The sequence below is a fragment of the Coprothermobacter platensis DSM 11748 genome (assembly GCF_000378005.1).
In the GTDB taxonomy this organism is placed as follows: domain Bacteria; phylum Coprothermobacterota; class Coprothermobacteria; order Coprothermobacterales; family Coprothermobacteraceae; genus Coprothermobacter; species Coprothermobacter platensis.
Window position 1 is genome coordinate 609,645 of the sequence record NZ_KB899040.1, and the last position, 20,230, is coordinate 629,874.

Below are 20,230 nucleotides of genomic sequence, written 5' to 3' on the forward strand. Positions count from 1 at the left end.
TGTGTTGGGTCCGATAGTAAAAGGGTTATTCCATGTAGAAGTGGACATGAAACAACCACTCACATATGGAAGATGGATACTTACCCCGAACCATACCAGTGCCTGGGACCCTGTGTGCCTTGCCGCTTCTTTGCCGCGCTCTGCTTACTTTGTTGCAAAAAAAGAACTGATGAGCATAATGGGACCTCTTCTTCATGCCTTAAACGGTGTTACCATTACTCGAGATACCCCAGATATAACGACGATAAAAACAATAAACAGACTTCTTTCTAAGGAAAAACTTGTAGTTATATACCCGGAAGCAAAAATCTTCACAGATGGTGTAATGGGACCTTTTAAAAGTGGGGCATTCTATTTTTTACGCAAACGAATATCTCCAGTGGTTCCCGTCGTTATAAAAGGACTGGAACGGCTTACGCCGGATTCTTTCTTTGGACGTCGGGTAAGTGTTTCTTTCCTAGAGCCTGTGTTTCCCGTAGATACTTTGGGTATGAGAGAAAATGCCATTGCTAATATGATTAAGAGTAGTATGGAGACAGCGTATGACGGAATGTAATAAGGAGATACATCTTGCTTTTCCTCAAGGACCATGCTTTGGTGTCAAACGCAGCATAGAAATATGCGAGAAACTTCTTAAGAAACATGATGCTGTGTATTGCATACACCCATTGGTCCATAACGAAGTAGTCATGCAAGACCTGCAAAAACAAGGGCTGATTCTGGAACCGCATTTGGAAAATATTCCTGATAACTGTTGGGTGATCCTGTCAGCTCATGGCACGTCGAAAGATGTAGTGGCTGAATTAAAAAATAAAGGTTGCCATATTGTGGATGCTGTGTGTCCGCTAGTCCTATTTGTCCACAAGAAGGCAAAAGAGACGGTCATTAGTGCTGGAAAAGTTAACATCGTTGGTGATCCAAAACATCAAGAGGTAGTTGCGCTTTTATCTGACCTTCCGAATGATTCTTACATCCTGGCAGGAGAGAATGGGAAGGCAATAGATCCACGTTTCCCTACTGTTTTTCAAAGTACTACAGACCCTCGTGTGCTTCAAGACCTTAGAAATGAAGGATTTTCAGTAGTAGATACCATATGTTTTGCTACAAAAGGGCGGCAAAAAGCACTAGATGAACTTATAGAAAACTGTGATGCGCTTGTTGTCCTCGGTTCTTCTACCAGCGCAAATACTAAACATCTTGCTATTAAGGCTCAGGAAGCCCACAAAAAAGTATTACTCACTTTAGATTTACTTCAAATAGAGCAATTTGTACAAAAGATTAGTTGCGTAGGCATTATTGCAGGAGCATCTACTCCTCTTTACGTTGTTTATGACGCATATGATAGAATAGTTAGCGCATATGAAAAGATTTGTGATTATCGGAGCTCCTAATGTTGGGAAATCCTCTTTATTCAACCGTCTTGTGGGCGGTCGTGATGCATTGACATATGATCAACCTGGAGTAACACGTGACTATCTCACACGTATAACTGAGTGGAGAGGGCGTTATTTCGAACTTGTCGATACGGGTGGTTTATACCGAGGCGAATCAGATTTAGAATCCTTTTGGCGTCGTTCACTGAGCATTGCAAAAGATGCAGATGTCATTTTGTTTGTTGTAGACGCTAGTAGACCGCTTACCACAGTGGAATATGATATTGCAACTGATTTAAGAAAGATGGGCAAGCCCACTGTAGTAATCGGAAATAAGATGGATCTTCTGAAAGACCCTTCGAGCCATGAGCTCTACACGCTTGGTTTTGAAAACGTACAATTAGTGTCTGCGACAACAGGCAGGAATACTGGTGATTTGCTTGATTTAATGTGGAATTTTCTTTCAGATGATGATAGAGAGGAACCAGTCAAGGATATTTCGTTTCATGTAGCTGTTATAGGCAGAACCAATGCCGGTAAATCGACACTCATGAACAAACTTCTGGGCATAGAAAGAGTTTTAGTTTCTGACATGCCTGGAACCACTTTAGACTTTGTATCTGAAACAATAAACATAAGAGACACCTCAATTGAAGTAACAGATACGCCTGGTTTAAGAAAAGGCGATCTGCGGCGTCTTACTGTACCGGAAATGCTCGCTGTAAAGCGGCTTGAGAATAGGCTGCGAAGACAACAAGTGCTTCTTCATGTGGTAGATGCACCCATGGGGCTTACAGCACTTGATGAGAAGGTTATACGCATCGCCGAAGAAGAAGGTATAGGATATATCGCAGTTCTGAACAAAATTGATTTGGCGAAGAATCCAGAAGAGGCTGCCAAGGTCTTGTCTGATGCTTTTACAAAGAAATTCCCTTGGGTAAACCGGAACGCTGTTGTTCCTGCGTCGGCTATCCAAGGCTACAATATCGACAAAATAAGAACTGCCATTCGTATGGCTCAATACGATTTGGAATTAACCTTTAAGTCTCGTGAGCTCACAGAACTTATCAAACCATTAGAGGAGCTGGTCAGCGGATATAAATTCTACTATGCTGTTCAGGTATCAACGCTGCCTGCTGTAGTTAAGATTTTTGCAAACAAAATGGAAATGCCAGGTAATCTTTTAACATTCTTGCGAAGAGAACTAAAGAAGAGAATGGGACAAAAAACGGCGCTTCCGAAAGTCATTTTGGAGAAATCATAGCATGGTTAGTTGGAATGCATCATACCATTTCATTGCGGTAGGTGGAATGGGTATGAGTGCATTAGCTAAGATACTTGCTGAAAAAGGTGCAACCGTTTCTGGTTGCGACGTTCAAGAGCAGTTTATGACCAAAAAGGATTTACAAGAACACAATGTTCGTGTACTTGTAGGTCAAAATGCGAGCCATTTGAATGGTGTCGACTATGCCGTTTTTTCATCAGCTATAAAGCCCAATAATATTGAGTTCCAAGCAGCTATGGAAATGCATGTGCCATTGTTACATCGCTCTGAGATACTGTCTGATTTGATGGATGACAAGCTTTCTATAAGCGTCACTGGAACACATGGTAAGTCTTCTACTACCGGTTTTATTGCTCAGGGTTTGGACTTAATTGGCTTCGAGCCTACATTTATAGGAGGAGCCGTTGTTAATGCATTAGGAGGCAATGCAAAACTGGGTAATGGCCCAGTGGTAGGTGAGGTTGACGAAAGCGACGGTAGCTTGTTGAGAATTCCTTCTTCTATTAAGGTTATTCTTAATTTGGACGATGATCATTTATCTTTCTACGGTAGTATGGAAAATCTAGCGTCTACGATGCAACAGTACATCAATGGTCAGCCACACAGCAGTATAGCTTTGTTGAATTACAACGATTCGCTATTGAAGAACATGGATCCGCGTAGCCGAAAGCTCTATTGGTACGGCTATGGCGCACCGGACTTTTGTATCGATTCCATTAAATTACAAGGTGTTCATCCGATAATCGATTTAAAATATAATCAGCAGACATTTACTATTTTGAACAATAAAATTTTCGGTGAGCATAATGGTTGGAACTTAGGTATGGCTTTTTCTGCTATGGTAATGGCAGGAGCCGATCCAAAACGTGCTGCTGATGCCCTCCAAAATGTTGAAACACCTCGCCGTAGGCAACAGATACTTGGTACGTTGGGCAAAACAGAAATCATGGTTGATATTGCATTACATCCCACGGAGTTCAGAGCATTAAGAGAAGTCTTCGAGAAAAACAACATGAATGTTTTGCTGGTATTTCAACCTCATCGTTATAGCAGGTATAAGCTACTCTTCTCAGATTTTGTCGAGGAGTTATCGAAGTGGCCACATGTCGTGATTACCGAAATCTATCCTTCAGATGAGCCACATGAAGATATAAGCAGTTACGGCATGTACGAAGATGTTGTAACGCAAGAAAAATACTTTATTCCTGATAAAGAAGAACTATTCCAATTCTTACCAAAAATTCTGTCGAATTTCGATGTCGTATTATTTGCAGGTCTGGGAAACATAGGTAATTGGGCAGAAGATTTCTTTTCCATTAACAAATGAAAAAATACTCGGTAGATACTCAGTTTTACAGCCTCGTTTTGTAAAATCATTAACCCTTTCTTAACCAAGCGTCGTATAATTTTAAAAGTAACAACCTATGTACACAAGCTTATTGGAGGAGGTGTTAATTTTGGATGGTAAGACCTTAAAGAGAGTTCTTTCCTTGGGTTTAGTCCTCGCTATGGTTATCGGCTTCGTTATCCCTATGAACGTAAATGCCCAGGAAGACGTTAAGATTACCGTGTTGGAAACTTCAGATGTGCATGGTCACATTTTAGCTTATGATTATGGCACAGACAAAGTTTCCGCTAACTACGGTTTATCTAAGGCATCAACGTACGTAAGCCAAGTACGCAAAGAAAATCCTAACACAGTACTCGTTGATGACGGCGATTTTCTACAGGGAACACCAATGGTAGAAAACTACTTGACAGCTACAGTGAACCCTATGGCTAAGGTGATGAACTACCTAAAGTACGATGCTGTCGTCCTTGGGAATCATGAATTCAATTTTGGTATGGACACACTATCAAACTTTGTTAAATCATTGGATGTTCCAGTGATTTCCGCGAATGTAGTTAAAGCGGGAACAGATGAACCTTATTTCAAACCATATGTCGTTGTGGAGAGAAATGGGGTAAAGATAGGGATTCTTGGATTGACTACACTTGTCGTGAAGAAAGTTGAAAAGCCATCTAATTTGCAAGGTGCAGACTTAATAGACCCAGTTGAAACTGCTAGCAAGTACGTCAACATACTGAGAAATCAGGAAAAAGTTGATGTCGTGATTTTAGCAGGTCATTCTGGCCTTGAGTACGATCCTGAAACTAATGTCCAGAGTACAAGAGAGTATCCGGAGAATTTTATTTACTCGGTTGTAACGAAAGTTCCCGGGATAGATGCAGTTTTGTCTGGACATGACCATTCACAGTTCGCTAAAGTGATAAAAACACCTTTTGGTACCACGGTACCTGTCGTACAGCCTAATTCTTGGGCTAACGCGGTGGGAAGAATTGATATTACCGTTACAAAAGCAGATGATGGTACATGGAAGGTTTCACAAGCAACCGGCACCACCGTTAATATGAAAGATTATGAAGAAGATAAGAACATCGTTGATATGCTTGCCAGCGAGCAAGAAGAAGTATTGAAGGACATTCGTACACCCATAGGTGAATTTACAGAAGACTTCCCAACCTTGGATTCCTTAGGTGCACGTGTATCCGATAATGCCTATTTCGATTTGCAGCTAAAAGCTATGGAATGGGCAGCAGGAACCGATATAGCTATCCAAGCTATATTGCCTACTAACGTGCCAACATTTAAGAAGGGCCCAATCACTGTAAAAGATGTTAATGCCCTCTACATATATGCAAACACGCTTTACAAGGCAAATGTTACGGGTCAAATGATCAAAGATTTGTTGGAAGCATCAGCTAAGTATTTTGTTTACAGCTATGATCCGCTCAATGGCGCTAAAATATCTTCCGACCCCAATTTCCGTGCTTACAACTATGATGCTGCTGATGGTATCGATTACAAAATAGATGTAACGAGACCTGCCGGTGATCGTGTCGTAGATTTGATGTACAAGGGCCAGCCTTTGCAGATGAATGCTACCTACACTATCGCCATTAATAACTACAGATTCGAAGGAATGAGAAATACTGCTTTGAAGGGCGCAGAAAAATTGTGGGAAAGTGACTATCCCATAACCGATTACATAATTCAATACATTAAAGAAAAGAAAACGATCGCTCCAGAAACGGATAATAACTGGTCTATAACGCCTACTTATCTACTCTACAGCACATCCACCGTTGTGAATGACTACGCTACGCTTGACCAAACAAAAACCCTTTATAGCGGGTATGAAGGGCCTACGGCAACACTCACAAGAGGGAGCGCAGCATGTTTCTTTACTCCCGTGTATGTGACGGAAACACCCACTGCAACTATTCCACCGTTCACGGATTTGGATCCAAATGCCAATAGCTGCGTAAAGCCTCTACTCCAGACAGGTTTGTATGCAGGGTACGGGGATAGTACCGTTAGGCTTAATAACGAGCTAACACGAGAACAAGCCGTGGTAGTAGCTTTACGTGGGTTAAAGGCTGCCAACAAGTTGCCAAGTGATGAAGAAACTGCTTCGATTTTGGCAACTTATTCAGATAAAGACCAAGTATCCGCATGGGCGCGTCCATATGTGGCTGCTGCATTAAAGTTCGGTTGGCTTGAGACCCGTGATGGGAAAATCGCTCCTCAGGACATCATAACTGAAGGCGAACTGGTCAACATGCTTCACTGGAGTCGATTCCCGAACGTCCGCATACTGAGTATTAATGATTTTCATGGCAATATCAGCACTTTCTACAACGATAGTTCGCTAAAAGCAACTGTTGGCGGCTATGAAACGATAGCTTGGTATGTTAACAAATATAGGTCTGAAAATCCACTTTATACTTATTTCTTTGACGCTGGTGACTTGATGCAGGGTACAGGCACATCCACTGCTCTTCATGGTGAACCCCTCATTGCACTGCACAATGCATTAGGTGTAGATGCCATGACTATAGGTAACCATGAATTTGATTGGGGCATAGACGTACTGAAGCAGAACATGAGCAAGGCGAATTTCCCAATAATTTCTTCTAATATCTATGAAAAAGCAACCGGCAAGCCTGTTGACTGGGCGCAACCTGACACTGTTATCCAAAAAGGATTCTTGACAGTGGGTGTCGTCGGCTACACAACGGCTGAAACATCCATAACTGCTCATCCTTCAATAGTCGGGGGCTTAAGCTTTGAGAGTGCTACAGTTGTTGAACCATATATTAAAGAGTTAAAAGATAAAGCTAATTTGGTCGTCGTCGTTGCACATGACAGCGCTTACCAAGACGCGAAAACAGGATCCATTACTGGCAATTCTATAAGCGACTCTATAACACAGATTGCAAGCTATAAACCAGATGCGCTTATAACTGGGCACAGCCACACATCTGTTGCTGGCTATGTAGACGGTGTTCCTACTGTTCAAGCTTGGTATAATGGTCGAAGGATAGGCGGTATCGGAATTCTGTACGATACACTGACTGGAAGCACACTCATGAATACGGCAACATTAATCGCGCCTATTGTTACAGAGAATACAAAAGTGCCAGATATTGCTGCAATTATAAAGAAATATGACGATCAAGTTGGTCCAGTATTCGGTACCGAAATTGGATATACAAAAAATGGACTAACAAGAAATTACAATGGCGAATCGAATTTAGGTGATCTGACATCAGATATAATTCTTGATGCTGCAGAAAAAGCTACGAGCGCTACCATTGACGCAGCTTTCCAGAATGCTGGTGGTATACGCATCGATATTCCAACTGGGACTATCACTGTTGGTACCATTTGGCAGCTTATGCCTTTCGACAACACGGTTGTGGTAATGGACCTGAAAGGAACAGATGTGAAGGCTTTGTTAGAACGTTCTTGCCTTAAAGAAGGGGAATCTGATGCAAATGGCGTTAGTAAGGGTCAGCTTCAGCCTTCTGGTATACGTTGGACGTGTGACACGAGCAAACCAATTGGCCAGAGGGTAGTTAGTATCACTTTTGAGAACGGAAAGACGTTTAGCGAAGACAGCGTTTACAAGATTGCTACCAATGACTTCTTAGCTACCGGTGGAGATGGCTTTGCTCAGTTTAAGAATGGTGCTAACATTACTAACACTTTTGTGGTAGTACGTGATGCCATAATTGATGCGTTTAAACAGATGACGGCGCAAGGTAAGACCATTGATTACGATATAGTAGGGCGCATAACAATCATTCCCTAAAAAGGTGTAATTAGCGTTCCTTATCGCATACCTTAACAAAAAGGAGGGAGGCCATTCAAAGAGGCTTCCCTCCTTTTTGTTATATAATCAAGCTTATGAAAATAGGATTAGCGCAAATAAACCCAAAGGTAGGAGACATTCAAGGCAATACAACAAAGATTCTTGGTTGTATTGAGAAACTCAGCACCGCGGATATAGTTGTTTTTCCGGAATTATGTGTGACAGGATACCCACCTGAAGATTTGCTATTCAATAAAGACTTTATTGCAGAAAGTCAGGTTGCCGTAGCAAAAATCGCTAAAGCTGTTAATTCTCACCAAGCTGTCATCATTGGGTGTCCCGAGCATACAAATGGGGAGCTGTATAATGCAGCTTTTGTAATAAACAACGGCCATATTATCGGTACCCATCGAAAAGTATTTTTACCTAATTATGATGTGTTTGATGAAATGAGGTATTTTAGTTCAGGGCAGACCGGAACCATCATAAGATTTGTTAATCATACAGTGGGCATCATTGTGTGTGAAGACCTGTGGAGGCCCGACGGGCCTGCTCAGTGGGAAGCATCTCAGGGAGCGCAAACCATTATTTCTATAAACGCATCACCTTTTGAACATGGTAAGATGGAAAGTCGATTGAACCTCATTAGGCACATGGCGAAGACATCAAAGGTAAGCATTGTTTACCTAAATATGGTGGGAGGGCAAGATGAACTGCTCTTTGACGGAGCCAGCGTGGTCGTGTCCGATGACGGTGACATTCAAGCAGTTATGCCATCATTCGAAGAATCTCTGTCTTTGGTCAATGTGCCTGCTTCCAGTGGTAATGATATCTTGCACAATGACAGTTCATTCTTGGCAAATGAATCTAACAGCATCGTGCATTGTTTTGATGTTCCTATGGAGACTTCAGATGAGAAGCCTATTTCCGACCTCGTAGAAGCTCCAATTGATTCTATAGCTAATATATATAAAGGGCTCGTTATGGGTATAAAAGACTACGTCACAAAACAGGGCTTTAAAGGTGTTATCGTCCCTGTTTCGGGTGGAATCGATAGCGCGTTAGTTGCCACGATGAGCGTGGACGCACTAGGTGCTGATCGTGTTAAGCTCATCTACTTGCCGACAAGGTTTAATAGTCCGGACTCACTCGAGGATGCAAAAAAGCTTAGCGATAATCTCGATTCACCGCTCATGGTTTTGAGTATTGATAGCATTTTTGAAACATTTGACAACACACTTAGGAATGAACTTCACAAGGAGTCTTTCGACATCGCTGACGAAAATCTTCAGGCGCGTATAAGAGCAAATATTGTGTTTTACATTTCCAATGCTACTGGTTACTTGGTTTTGTCATGCTCCAACAAAAGTGAAGCTGCTGTTGGGTATGGAACAATTTATGGCGATATGGCTGGAGGTTTTGCTCCTATCAAGGATGTACTAAAGACTCAGGTTTATCAATTGGCACGTTATAGAAATGATCTAAATCCTGTGATACCGGAGCGCATATTATCTCGGGCTCCATCTGCAGAGTTAAATGTGGACCAAAAAGACCAAGATGTTTTGCCTCCATATGACATACTGGATGCATTCATCAATGATTACATGGTCAGTAATATTCCAATCGAAAACTTAACGCAAAGGTATGGCAATGAAGTCGTAAGCAAAATTCTCCGGATGATAAAAGGAAGCGAATTTAAGAGAAAACAAGCGCCTGTGGGACCAAAGATTTCTCCCAGAAGTTTTGGTAAGGGCTGGCGTATGCCGATTGTTAATGGATTTATGCCAAAGGAGAACACGTTAGGAGATTGATGGTATAATAAATTACTGCGGGCGGGGCGTAGCGCAGTTTGGTTAGCGCGCTTGCCTTGGGAGCAAGAGGTCGGCGGTTCGAATCCGCCCGCCCCGACCACGATGGGCCCGTAGCTCAACTGGACAGAGCATCGGCCTTCTAAGCCGAGGGCTGCAGGTTCGAGTCCTGTCGGGCTCACCACTTATGGTGAGCGTAGCTCAATTGGTTAGAGCACTAGACTGTGGATCTAGGGGCTGGGGGTTCGAGTCCCCTCGCTCACCCCATAATATGTTCTCATTGTTGGGCCCGTAGCTCAGTTGGATAGAGCGACAGCCTCCTAAGCTGTAGGCCGCAGGTTCGAATCCTGTCGGGCTCACCACAAATGTGCGCCTGTGGCTCAATTGGATAGAGCAGCGGACTTCGGATCCGCAGGCTGGGGGTTCGAGCCCCTCCAGGCGCGCCAGCATTCTTAGGAATTCTTGAGGTACATTAATGGACATTGTTTCAGGGGATGGGAAATGTGTTCAGCCCTGTGTTGCGATAGTTTAGAGTTTGCCTGAATACCTTAACCCCAACGGTATTTTACGACTAAAGAAGGATTTCATGTAGCGATGACATTCTTGGTTTTGCGGACCTGAATACGAAAAACAGCCAGATTCCAGCTTCTAACCTAACGATTTTTCCCATCGAACGTGTTCCATGATTGCTAACACTTCTTGTGTTAATCCAGCTTTTTGAAGTACAACATACGCTAAGCTTAGTGAAGCATTGCAAATTGCAGGCAAACTGAGAAAAAGATGCCCTAATATGGCTGTTTCTATCATAAGCGTGAGCATTAAAGATAGCATAAGAACTTCCCAGTAGGCAGGGGGTAAGTATATGCCCTCGCTTTTTCACGTTTTCGTAATATCGTTCATCTGGAATACTTGAGTTTATTCTTACCAGAAAGAAATTTGAAAGAGGACCAAAGAAACAACAATAGCTAAGATCTAGAGTTTTACGACTCGAAAAATACCTAAACTTTTTGAAATCACGTTATTTTCTGACTTTGTGGCTTGTAACATTTATGTCACTTAACTGCATGATAGGTATGGATATGTGGGACACGAAAAATCATTCTTGAAGTCGTTCGAGCATTAACGGTTTCTCTTGCTCTTCTATTGTTCTTCCGATCTGTTCACGGACAAGGTCTACTAACTTTTCTGGGTATTTCTCTTTTATCAGTTTTAATGATAAACCTGCGTCTAAGGCGACTAGTATTCCGTCTAACATGTCATATGTGGCACCCATTGAGTATTCATCTGTTATGCCGGGGAGCAAGTCAGGTGTAGGTGGACGATCTAAGATCTCTTTAGGAACTCCCAACAGTTGAGATAGCTGCCTTACTTCGGTCTTGTAAAGATGGGCTATAGGAGCGATATCGCTTAGATCATCGCCGAACCTGACATAATAGCCTAAACGTCGTTCTGTCAAATTAGTACAGCCCGCTACAAGATAATTCAATTGTTCAGCGTAATAATAAAGGAGAACGGTTCTCACCCTATGCTTAATACGGTAATATGCAATTCCTTGATAGAAGTAGGGTAACGGTTTTGAAATATAGTCATTCTGGCCAAAAAACACTGGCTTACCGAGTTCCTTCGTATAGTTGTCGTAATACTTTCTAACAAGTCTTTCCCGCAAGGAGCGAGTTGGAATGTAAGAAAGTGGTAAATCTCTATAAATGCCGATATAACGCAAGACAGGAGTTAGAGACAAGACTTTGTAATCAACATGTTCGGCTTTCAGTAAATCTAATGCCAATGAGGTAGATAACTTCTGAGTGTCTTTTTCCGGTAGCACTAAAGCCTGTATTTTGCTCCTATCGACTGATTGGAGCAAAAGTTTTAAGACAGCAGCAGAATCTAATCCGCCGCTGATTCCGACAACAAAACCTTCTTTCTTATAGTGTTCTAACGAAGACCTCAAGAAAGAGACTATGCGATCTATTTCATTCCTAGCATCCACACCCATAAACTGAATTATATGCTACAAAAATGTTCATTAAAGCATTTTGTTGACAGTATTTTGAAGTTGTGATACTATTTAAAAAGGTTGGGCCCGTAGCTCAGCAGGTAGAGCACCGCCCTTTTAAGGCGGGAGTCGCAGGTTCGAATCCTGTCGGGCTCACCATTGGGCTGTTAGCTCAATAGGTAGAGCAACGGACTCTTAATCCGTGGGTTGCAGGTTCGAGTCCTGTACAGCCCACCAAAGACGGTGCGAAGGTGGCGGAACTGGCAGACGCGCTGGACTTAGGATCCAGTGGGCTAAACCCATGCGGGTTCAAATCCCGCCCTTCGCACCATTTTTTATTTTATTTTCCTAAATCTGAAAAAGTAGTTGACATTATCGGAGGAGGTCTGACATGAACTTAAACAAAGTTTCTTCTGTGGAGGTCATGGTTGAAGAAAATTACGACGGAGAGAAGTTTCAAGCCCTTCAAAATAAAGCGTTGGAAAAGTTAGCCAAGAGCATTCAGATTCCCGGATTTAGAAAGGGCAAAGCACCTGTCAGCTTGGTCAAGAATTACGTTAACCCAAGCTATTTTAAAGAACTGATTGTGGACGAAATGGTCGATGACATATTGGATAACGCAGGTTCACAGTTCGACGCTCCTATTTATAAAGTTCTTGTAAAAGAAGCAAATATTGAAGAAGACAAGGGTTTTGTAAAAATATCTGTGGAACTCCTTCCGCAGCCTAAGTTTGAGCAAATAAACTTCGAGGTTCTTCCCAAGTTTGAAGAGCAGCAAGTGAATGAGGATGAGGTTGCAGGAGTAGTGGATCATCTTCTCGAAGATCAGGCAGTTATAAGAAGTACTGATAGCGAAAAACCTGAAGATGGTCAGCTTGCTGAAATTGAATGGTCTTTACTGGATGAACAGGGTAATCCTCTTAAACCGAGGAGGACTACTGTTGAAATTGGAAAAGAAGAGTTCCTTGAAGGTACTGACGAATTGTTAAAAGGGATGACAGTGGGCGAAGAGAAAACAATGAAGACGCCTGATGGCCAATCTGAAATAAAAATAAAGTTATTAGACATAAAAGCTAAGGTAAAACCAGAGCTTACTGATGAACTTGCATCTGATCTTGGGTTTGATAACGCAGAAGCACTTCGAAACGCTGCTGAAGATGAAATTCGCCGTTACAAGACAGATCAATATGTGGATGGGTGGCTGAACGATATTCTGGATAAAATCGCTGAGCAGCTTAGCTTGGAATTGCCGACATCCATGATTGAAGAGGAGTACGATCACCGCTATGAAGAATTTATGAATATGTTAAATGAACGAGGGCTCACTCTTGAATCTTACGCTGCTCAAATGCAGCAAACACCAGACCAAGTTTTGACTGAGATAAGGAATAACGTTAATAAATCACTGAGGCGGTATTTCATACTGGAGTTCTTAAAGAGCTCTATGGGCATAGAAGCTGAAAACACAGAAGTATCTGAATATATGAAAACTCGCCAGGGTATAAATAGACAGGAAGCTCAGTATGAGCTTGAGATTCAGGAGTTAATAGATGCATTGAAAGAAAAAATCGGTACCGTTGCTGCATCGGAAGGTAGTGACGATCAGGTCGATGTAGCGGCAGATAAAGAGGAGGGTTAACAAGTGCCATTAGTACCTTATGTAGTAGAACAAACGCCTCGCGGCGAACGTGGTTACGATATATATTCGAGGTTACTTAGAGACAGAATTGTTTTCATCAACGGTGAAGTTGAGCCTGAGATGGCTGGATTAGTTATAGCACAGCTGCTTTTTTTGGAAGCAGAAGATCCTAAAAGAGACATTTATGTGTACATAAATTCTCCTGGTGGTGTAGTAACAGATGGTTTAGCTATTTACGATACGATGCAATACATCCAACCAGATGTGGTTACAATGTGCATTGGCCAAGCTGCAAGTATGGCAGCCATTTTGTTGGCAGCGGGTGCAAAGGGGAAACGTTTTGCGCTTCCTAATTCTCGTATTTTGTTGCATCAACCTATGGGTGGTGTACAAGGTCAAGTCACCGATGTCGAAATACAAGCAAAAGAGTTGGTAAGAATCAAACAACGTATAAATGAGATTTTGAGTCATCATACGGGTCAGCCTATTGACAGGATTTTAGAGGACACAGACCGCGATTTTATTCTTACTCCTGAAGAGGCTGTGCAATATGGTGTCATTGATCAAGTTATAACCAAGCGTCCTGGGAAAGAGGATTAGCACTTATGCCGAAAGAAATTAGATGTTCTTTTTGTGGTAGGACAGCGGATGAAGTTGATCAAATGCTTGCATGGCCTAATGGCCTATATATTTGCAATTACTGTGTAGAAGATGCTCACAAACTGCTGGACGCTAACAAAAAGAAATCTGCAGATTTTTCCGCTCTTGACGGGAAACTGCCCACACCATCGAAAATAAAGAGTTTCTTGGACCAATATGTGGTTGGTCAAGATCATGCTAAAAAGATTGTTTCGGTGGCTGTTTACAACCATTACAAACGTGTGAGAAGTAAACTAAGAGGCGATCGCATAGCTGCAGATTTAGGTAAAAGCAACATTCTTTTCATCGGTCCTACGGGTACAGGCAAGACATATGTAGCACAAAACTTGGCAAAACTGTTGAATGTTCCTTTTTCCATAAGTGATGCAACGAGCTTGACGGAGGCTGGTTATGTCGGTGAAGATGTAGAGAACATATTGCTTAGGTTGATCCAGGCTGCAGATTGGGATATTTCAAAAGCCCAGTATGGCATTGTGTACATCGACGAAATAGACAAAATTGCGCGCAAGAGCGAAAATCCTTCTATAACGCGCGATGTATCTGGCGAAGGTGTTCAGCAAGCACTGCTAAAAATTGTTGAAGGGACACTCGCCAATGTTCCACCCCAGGGTGGTCGCAAACATCCCTACCAAGAGTTTGTCCAAATAGACACGTCTGATATCCTATTTTTGGTAGGTGGAGCTTTCGAGGGGTTAGATGACATTATTAGGCAACGTCTTGGACGCCGTACTGTGGGTTTTATGTCAGAACAAAGAGTTTTGGATAGTAATGCCATTCTTGACGAAGTAATTCCTGAAGATTTACTCAAGTTTGGCATGATACCAGAATTTGTTGGGCGTTTTCCTGTTATTGCCACGTTCCATGAGTTGTCAAACGCTGATTTGGTGGAGATTCTTACGAAGCCAAAGAACAGCTTGGTGAAGCAATATCAGGCACTTTTTGCCATGGATGGTGTCGAGCTGGAATTTACTGATAAAGCAGTTGAAGCGGTGGCACAAGAAGCGCAAAAACGAGGCATGGGAGCTCGTGGCTTGCGCTCTATTATGGAAGAAACGCTTACCGATTTAATGTACGATATTCCTGAAAAACCGGAAATCAAGAAAGTGATAATAACGTCGAAATGCTTAAAAGGGGAAGAACCCATATTCCTAACAGAACTTGATCTAGCCGAAGGTAGGAGTGTTGCAAATTATGAGTGAAAAACTACCTGTAATTCCTTTAAAGAATGTTGTAATGTTTCCGGGTATAGTTTTGCCATTGCTTATTGGGCGGCCCAAAAGCATAAAAGCCTTAGAAGAAGCAATGAACGGCTCCAAGAAAGTTGTTTTGCTTGCACAAAAGGATGAAAACACTGACGACCCATCTATTGACGATTTGTATGATATAGGTGTTCAAGGCGAAGTTATACAAATTTTCAGGGCTCCAGATGGTACTGTCCGAATTGTTATTGAAGCTAAAACGAGGGTAAAAGCCACGGTTTCTGACAATGGTGATTATCTGGAAGCCGAATATGAAGAACTTGCCGAAGTAGAGGGAGATCCAACGCGGACGGAAGCGCTTGTAAAAGCCGCTGTGGCACGTTTTGAAGAATATGCGCGCCTGTCAGGAAGAATTCCTGTGGAAGTAGTTGCTGGCATCGGTGGTTTGGATAGCCCTGGCAAGATTGCAGACATGATAGCTGCCAACATGTTCATAAGCTATCAAGAAAAACAGAAAATACTTGAAATATTGACCATTCCTGAACGTCTTGAACATGTTCTTCAATTACTTTTGAGAGAAATTGAAGTTTTGAAATTATCTCAAGAGATTGAGGAAACTGTTCGAGAGAGAATGGAGAAAAATCAACGAGAATACATCCTTCGAGAACAACTGAAAGCCATACAAGAAGAATTAGGGGAGAAGGATGAAAGAACCATAGAGATCGAGCAGTATAAGAAGCGCATCGCAGAAAGTGGTATGCCAGATGACGCGCTGAAAAAAGCTGAAGAAGAGTTGGACAGGCTGCAACGTATGCCTCCATATTCGGCCGAGCTTGCTGTTATACGAACATACTTGGATTGGCTTCTTTCTTTGCCGTGGAACATAAGGACAGACGATGAAGATGATATCGACGCAGTGAAGGAAAAACTTGATAAAAGTCATTATGGTTTGGAAGAGGCAAAAGAACGCATCGTAGAATTCATAGCTACTAAGAAACTTTCAAAGCTCCCAAAGGCTCCTATTCTTTGCTTGGTCGGTCCTCCTGGTGTAGGAAAAACCTCCCTTGCGAAAGCAATAGCAACAGCTTTAAACAGAAAACTTGTCCGTGTATCTTTGGGTGGCATTAGAGACGAAGCGGAAATACGCGGCCATAGGCGCACATATGTTGGAGCTATGCCTGGTCGCATAATTCAAGGTATAAGACAAGCAGGGACAAAGAATCCTGTGTTCGTACTGGACGAGATAGATAAACTTTCGTCAGATTTTATGGGTGATCCATCAGCTGCTTTGCTTGAAGCATTAGATCCAGAGCAGAATTATGCTTTCCAAGACCATTATTTGGAAGTAGCTTTTGATCTGTCAGAGGTTTTCTTTGTCACTACAGCAAATAACCTTTATTCTATACCGCCTGCATTGCTGGACAGAATGGAAGTTATAAGACTCCCGGGATATACGGAAGATGAAAAGCTTCACATTGCAAAGCAATTCATATTACCAAAACTGTATGAACAAAGCGGTATTTCCGCAAACGAAGTTACGTTTTCCGATCAAGCTATTCTAAAAATAATCCGTGAATATACGCGTGAAGCGGGAGTACGTAATTTGGAGAGAAATCTGCTCAATATTCTTCGAAAGATGGCTGTCGAAAAACTGGAGAGTAACATCTCTCATTCACGTGTTAGTGTAAAAAATGTAGAAGAATATTTGGGCATACCTAAATTCCACTACGGTAAATCTTTGGAAAAACCCGAAATTGGTGTCGTTACCGGTCTTGCTTGGACAGAATTCGGTGGCGAGACAATGCTCATTGAGTGCCAGGTTGTAAAAGGTAAAGGTCAACTTATTCTAACTGGAAGTTTAGGACAAACATTGAAAGAATCAGCAATGGCTGCATTGACTTATGTTCGTAGTCGCGCAAAAGATTTAGGTATAGATGAAGATTTCTATAAAAAATATGACATACACATACATGCTCCTGAGGGTGCAATTCCGAAGGATGGCCCATCAGCGGGAATAACCATTGCCACGGCTATGGTGAGTGCACTTAAGAAGCAACCGGTTCCCAATGATTTAGCGATGACAGGAGAGATAACTATTACAGGTAAAGTTCTCGCCATAGGCGGCGTTAAGGAAAAAGTATTGGCTGCGCATCGCATTGGGCTGAATCGTGTTATTCTGCCAAAGGACAACAAAGTCAACATGGAAGAAATAAGTGATGAAGTAAAAAGAAAAGTGAAATTCTACTTTGTGGATACGGTTGACCAGGTGGTGGATATCGTTTTTGGGAAGAATAGCTAAAGTTTTTTTGGCTGTTTTTGGCATCATTTGCTTGTTTGCTGCTGGAAGCTTTGCTGAGAATGCACTGGTTGAGTCGTCGAAGCCTGTTTATACAGTGCTGTTACCTTACGAAACATACATGGGTAATCTATGGCAGGTAGAAGAGCTTCCAGACATCCTACAAGCAATGAATAGTGAGCATGTGGTGGCGCTGGTTTATTACCCTTTTCAAGATGTAGATAAGATTATTCAGGGTCTGAGCACGGATGTCATACTCGTCTCAAATAAACCCATAACATCAGACAAAAGGGTTCTATGGGTTAATATCGGTACATTTGCTAATGATGATTCATATTTAGATCTTTCCTATGAAACCCTACTCACCTATAAAGGCACGATGGCTGTTATCCAAAATAAGAAATTGTGCGCCAAGGATGAGCTCATGGCTTTGACAAATCAGTATTTGTGGTCAAAAACACAAGGTGTGTTTTCTGCTCAGGATTGCCCTTCAGATGCTTTGTTCATCGGTTATGGCAGCGGTTCTTCGCATAAGGTCATTGCTTTTGATGTAAAGGCTTCTATACAATCACTGGTTAAGGGCCAAAGAATTAGAAAGGTGGTCCAGTATTGAACCAGAAAAAAAGAATCTATGTACAAACGTTAGGCTGTCCTAAAAATATAGTGCGTACGCAAGATTTCTATAAGTCACTCGATTATGCCAATAATGAAGTTGTATATTCTCCAGACGATGCAGATGTAATAATTCTTAATACTTGTGGATTTATAGCTGATGCAGTAAAAGAGTCTGTTGTCAACGCTTTGGAACTTAGAGAACAATACCCTGATAAAGAAATAGTCTTCGCTGGTTGCGTTCCACTACGCTTTGGAACAGATACTGTAAGTAAAGAACTCCCGGAAATGAATGCGGTCATAAAAGGCATGGATGTTAATAGCTTTGTTACAAAAGCAAAGAATATGGATGGCTCTATTTTGACATTTCCTTACGCATACGTTTCAATAGCTGAAGGATGCAACGGTACTTGCAGCTATTGTACTATCCCTAAGTTTTGGGGACCTCTGCAGTCCAAATCGATAAAAGACATATTGGATGAACTAAACACTTTGACAGATATTGGTATAAAAGAGGTCGTGTTGGTGTCTCAAGATAGTGGAGCGTGGGGTACAGACCTTTATGGAAAGCCTTCATTATCGATGCTTATCGACGCACTTAGAGATACTGATATACCTTGGTTGAGAATCATGTACGTTAATCCTTCCTACATCAATGAGGCCCTACTAAGTAAATGGCGTGACAATGGGCGTATATTGCCTTATTTTGATATACCTCTGCAGTCTGGATCAGATAGATTATTAAAATTGATGCACAGAGGCTACTCTCGGAGCAAAGCACTTGAGTCATTAAAACTGGTTGATGAAGTATTTCCAGAAAATGTAAAGCGTACCTCGCTTATAGCAGGTTTTCCAACGGAAAGCGAGGACGATTTGAAAAATACTATAGATTTGATAATAGAAGGTAAATTGAATCATGTTGGTGTATTTGCTTATTCCGACGAAGAGGAAGCGCCATCTTACCAATTGCCACAGAAACTGAGCGAAGAAGAAATACAGCAGCATAAGAATGTGTTAGAAAACGTAGCACTTCAACTTCAAGTGGCATGGGAAAGAACACATATAGGGAAAAGTGTTTTGTGCTTGGTAGAAGCATGCAGTGACGGTAGTTTTGTTGGGCGCATGTGGGGACAGGCGCCAGAAATTGATGGTATCGTTGTTGCCCAAGGCAACGCCGAGCCCGGGGAGATGGTGGAGGTTGTTGTGGAAAAAGCAGAACCTGGTGTACTCATTGGCCATAAAAAAGGCGAAAAGGATAATAACTTCTCATAGAACGGTAAGCGTAGCAGAATCATGTACAGGCGGCCAAGTGGCGGCCTGGCTTACATTATTACCTGGTTCATCGAAAGTGTTCGATAGTGGTTATGTCGTTTATACAGTTGATGCAAAAAAACGTATGTTAGGTGTGGATACTAATGAGCCTACGTCAGCTGATACCGCTCTTTCTTTGGCAAGGGCACTACCGAAGAAAGACATAATGGTTGCAGTGGTAGGAAACCTTGGGCCATCTTCTGAAGCTGGTAGCGGTAGGGGAATAGTAACGGCATGCTTTATTGCAGACGAGTCAAAACATACGATGAGAAAGAGCTTCAGACATGGACGGTTAAGAAATAGAACTCTTAGTGCCTATTGGGTTCTGGACACAATTTCCAGGAGCTTTTTATGAGGTTATTCTTTGGTGTTCCTGTTTCAGAAGAACTTAGGACGTTTTATAAGAACTTTATTGAGCCTGAATTGGAGGCTCATGTTATAGGTAAAGCTGTAGAACCTGAAAACCTGCATATTACAATGCTTTTTCTCGGTGACATTTCTGATGTGGGTTTTATCAGCACAATTGCAAGTGATCTAAGCACCTTCTTACCCTTTGAGGTCACTGTAGGAGGATATAACTTTTTTGGGCATCCTCCACGCGTGTTTTTCATGGATGTTATAAAAGGCAAGAGCGAATTAAATGCTATTCATGATTGTCTGTGTACTGGAACAGGTCTCAATGACCCACGTTTTTCTCCTCATGTGACATTGGCACGTATAAAATATTCAAATACAGCCATACACAATATAATTAATAAGCTACCAAGTGATAATTTTACGTGGACAGTTAACAAAATCGTACTTTTTGAATCAAAATTGACGAATAAGGGGCCTATATATTCCGTTTACGAAGAATTTCCACTTAAAGCTTTATAATTAAAATAAGGAGGAA

16 protein-coding genes and 8 tRNA genes are annotated in these 20,230 nt (G+C 41.9%); 22 read left to right on the top strand and 2 right to left on the bottom strand.

The genetic code is table 11. The annotated features are described in order from the left end of the window. The 11 genes from D890_RS07765 to D890_RS0103390 all read left to right on the top strand — a co-directional run. Nucleotides 1-556 (top strand): lysophospholipid acyltransferase family protein (locus D890_RS07765; RefSeq protein ID WP_169333493.1); only part of this gene is annotated, 556 nt, incomplete at its 5' end. Further along, complete coding sequence (locus D890_RS0103345; RefSeq protein WP_018963121.1) at nt 543-1,391, top strand: hypothetical protein; 849 nt, start codon at nt 543-545, stop codon at nt 1,389-1,391. The genes D890_RS07765 and D890_RS0103345, both read left to right, overlap by 14 nt. Continuing rightward, a complete protein-coding gene (gene der, locus D890_RS0103350; protein ID WP_018963122.1) occupies nt 1,360-2,637 on the top strand; it encodes a ribosome biogenesis GTPase Der in 1,278 nt (425 codons plus the stop codon). Before D890_RS0103345 ends, der begins: the two co-directional genes overlap by 32 nt. 1 nt (nt 2,638) lies before the next feature. Beyond that, complete coding sequence (locus tag D890_RS0103355) at nt 2,639-3,985, top strand: UDP-N-acetylmuramate--L-alanine ligase (protein ID WP_018963123.1); 1,347 nt, start codon at nt 2,639-2,641, stop codon at nt 3,983-3,985. Between the two features lie 121 nt (nt 3,986-4,106). After that, nucleotides 4,107-7,817 carry a 5'-nucleotidase C-terminal domain-containing protein gene (locus tag D890_RS0103360; protein WP_026291304.1) on the top strand — a complete coding sequence of 1,237 codons (3,711 nt, stop codon included), beginning with the start codon at nt 4,107-4,109 and terminating at the stop codon, nt 7,815-7,817. A gap of 95 nt (nt 7,818-7,912) precedes the next feature. Continuing rightward, complete coding sequence (locus tag D890_RS0103365) at nt 7,913-9,628, top strand: NAD+ synthase (RefSeq protein ID WP_018963125.1); 1,716 nt, start codon at nt 7,913-7,915, stop codon at nt 9,626-9,628. 22 nt (nt 9,629-9,650) lie between these two features. After that, nucleotides 9,651-9,728, top strand: a tRNA-Pro gene (locus tag D890_RS0103370). A gap of 4 nt (nt 9,729-9,732) precedes the next feature. Beyond that, nucleotides 9,733-9,809, top strand: a tRNA-Arg gene (locus tag D890_RS0103375). Between the two features lie 6 nt (nt 9,810-9,815). Further along, nucleotides 9,816-9,892, top strand: a tRNA-His gene (locus D890_RS0103380). A gap of 18 nt (nt 9,893-9,910) precedes the next feature. Continuing rightward, nucleotides 9,911-9,987, top strand: a tRNA-Arg gene (locus tag D890_RS0103385). A gap of 7 nt (nt 9,988-9,994) precedes the next feature. Beyond that, a tRNA-Arg gene (locus D890_RS0103390) sits at nt 9,995-10,071 on the top strand. A gap of 202 nt (nt 10,072-10,273) precedes the next feature. Here the strand turns inward: D890_RS0103390 and D890_RS08055 are convergent. Both D890_RS08055 and nadE read right to left on the bottom strand, forming a co-directional pair. Beyond that, nucleotides 10,274-10,432, bottom strand: a complete 159-nt coding sequence (locus D890_RS08055) for a hypothetical protein (RefSeq protein ID WP_245533133.1) — start codon at nt 10,430-10,432, stop codon at nt 10,274-10,276. Nucleotides 10,433-10,721: 289 nt separating this feature from the next. After that, complete coding sequence (gene nadE, locus D890_RS0103400; RefSeq protein ID WP_018963127.1) at nt 10,722-11,621, bottom strand: NAD(+) synthase; 900 nt, start codon at nt 11,619-11,621, stop codon at nt 10,722-10,724. An 83-nt stretch (nt 11,622-11,704) separates the two neighbouring features. Between nadE and D890_RS0103405 the strand changes: the two genes are divergently transcribed. From D890_RS0103405 to thpR, 11 genes are all read left to right on the top strand, one after another. Continuing rightward, a tRNA-Lys gene (locus D890_RS0103405) sits at nt 11,705-11,780 on the top strand. 2 nt (nt 11,781-11,782) lie between these two features. Next, nucleotides 11,783-11,858, top strand: a tRNA-Lys gene (locus D890_RS0103410). A gap of 8 nt (nt 11,859-11,866) precedes the next feature. Further along, a tRNA-Leu gene (locus D890_RS0103415) sits at nt 11,867-11,952 on the top strand. A gap of 60 nt (nt 11,953-12,012) precedes the next feature. Beyond that, entirely contained in the window at nt 12,013-13,260 is a 1,248-nt protein-coding gene (locus D890_RS0103420; RefSeq protein WP_018963128.1) for a trigger factor, read from the top strand. Nucleotides 13,261-13,263: 3 nt separating this feature from the next. After that, nucleotides 13,264-13,860, top strand: a complete 597-nt coding sequence (clpP, locus tag D890_RS0103425; RefSeq protein WP_018963129.1) for an ATP-dependent Clp endopeptidase proteolytic subunit ClpP — start codon at nt 13,264-13,266, stop codon at nt 13,858-13,860. A 5-nt stretch (nt 13,861-13,865) separates the two neighbouring features. After that, entirely contained in the window at nt 13,866-15,119 is a 1,254-nt protein-coding gene (clpX, locus tag D890_RS0103430; protein ID WP_018963130.1) for an ATP-dependent Clp protease ATP-binding subunit ClpX, read from the top strand. After that, nucleotides 15,112-17,418, top strand: coding sequence for an endopeptidase La (gene lon, locus D890_RS0103435; RefSeq protein ID WP_018963131.1), 2,307 nt, complete (start codon nt 15,112-15,114; stop codon nt 17,416-17,418). Before clpX ends, lon begins: the two co-directional genes overlap by 8 nt. After that, a complete protein-coding gene (locus D890_RS0103440; RefSeq protein WP_018963132.1) occupies nt 17,402-18,028 on the top strand; it encodes a hypothetical protein in 627 nt (208 codons plus the stop codon). The genes lon and D890_RS0103440 overlap by 17 nt, the downstream gene beginning before the upstream one ends. Beyond that, nucleotides 18,025-19,299 (top strand): MiaB/RimO family radical SAM methylthiotransferase, encoded by a 1,275-nt coding sequence (locus D890_RS0103445; protein WP_018963133.1) that lies wholly within the window; start codon nt 18,025-18,027, stop codon nt 19,297-19,299. The genes D890_RS0103440 and D890_RS0103445 overlap by 4 nt, the downstream gene beginning before the upstream one ends. Further along, on the top strand, nt 19,250-19,693 hold the full coding sequence (locus tag D890_RS07575; RefSeq protein WP_245533169.1) for a CinA family protein: 444 nt from the start codon (nt 19,250-19,252) through the stop codon (nt 19,691-19,693). Before D890_RS0103445 ends, D890_RS07575 begins: the two co-directional genes overlap by 50 nt. Beyond that, nucleotides 19,690-20,214 (top strand): RNA 2',3'-cyclic phosphodiesterase, encoded by a 525-nt coding sequence (thpR, locus tag D890_RS0103455; RefSeq protein WP_018963135.1) that lies wholly within the window; start codon nt 19,690-19,692, stop codon nt 20,212-20,214. The genes D890_RS07575 and thpR overlap by 4 nt, the downstream gene beginning before the upstream one ends. Nucleotides 20,215-20,230: the final 16 nt, after the last annotated feature.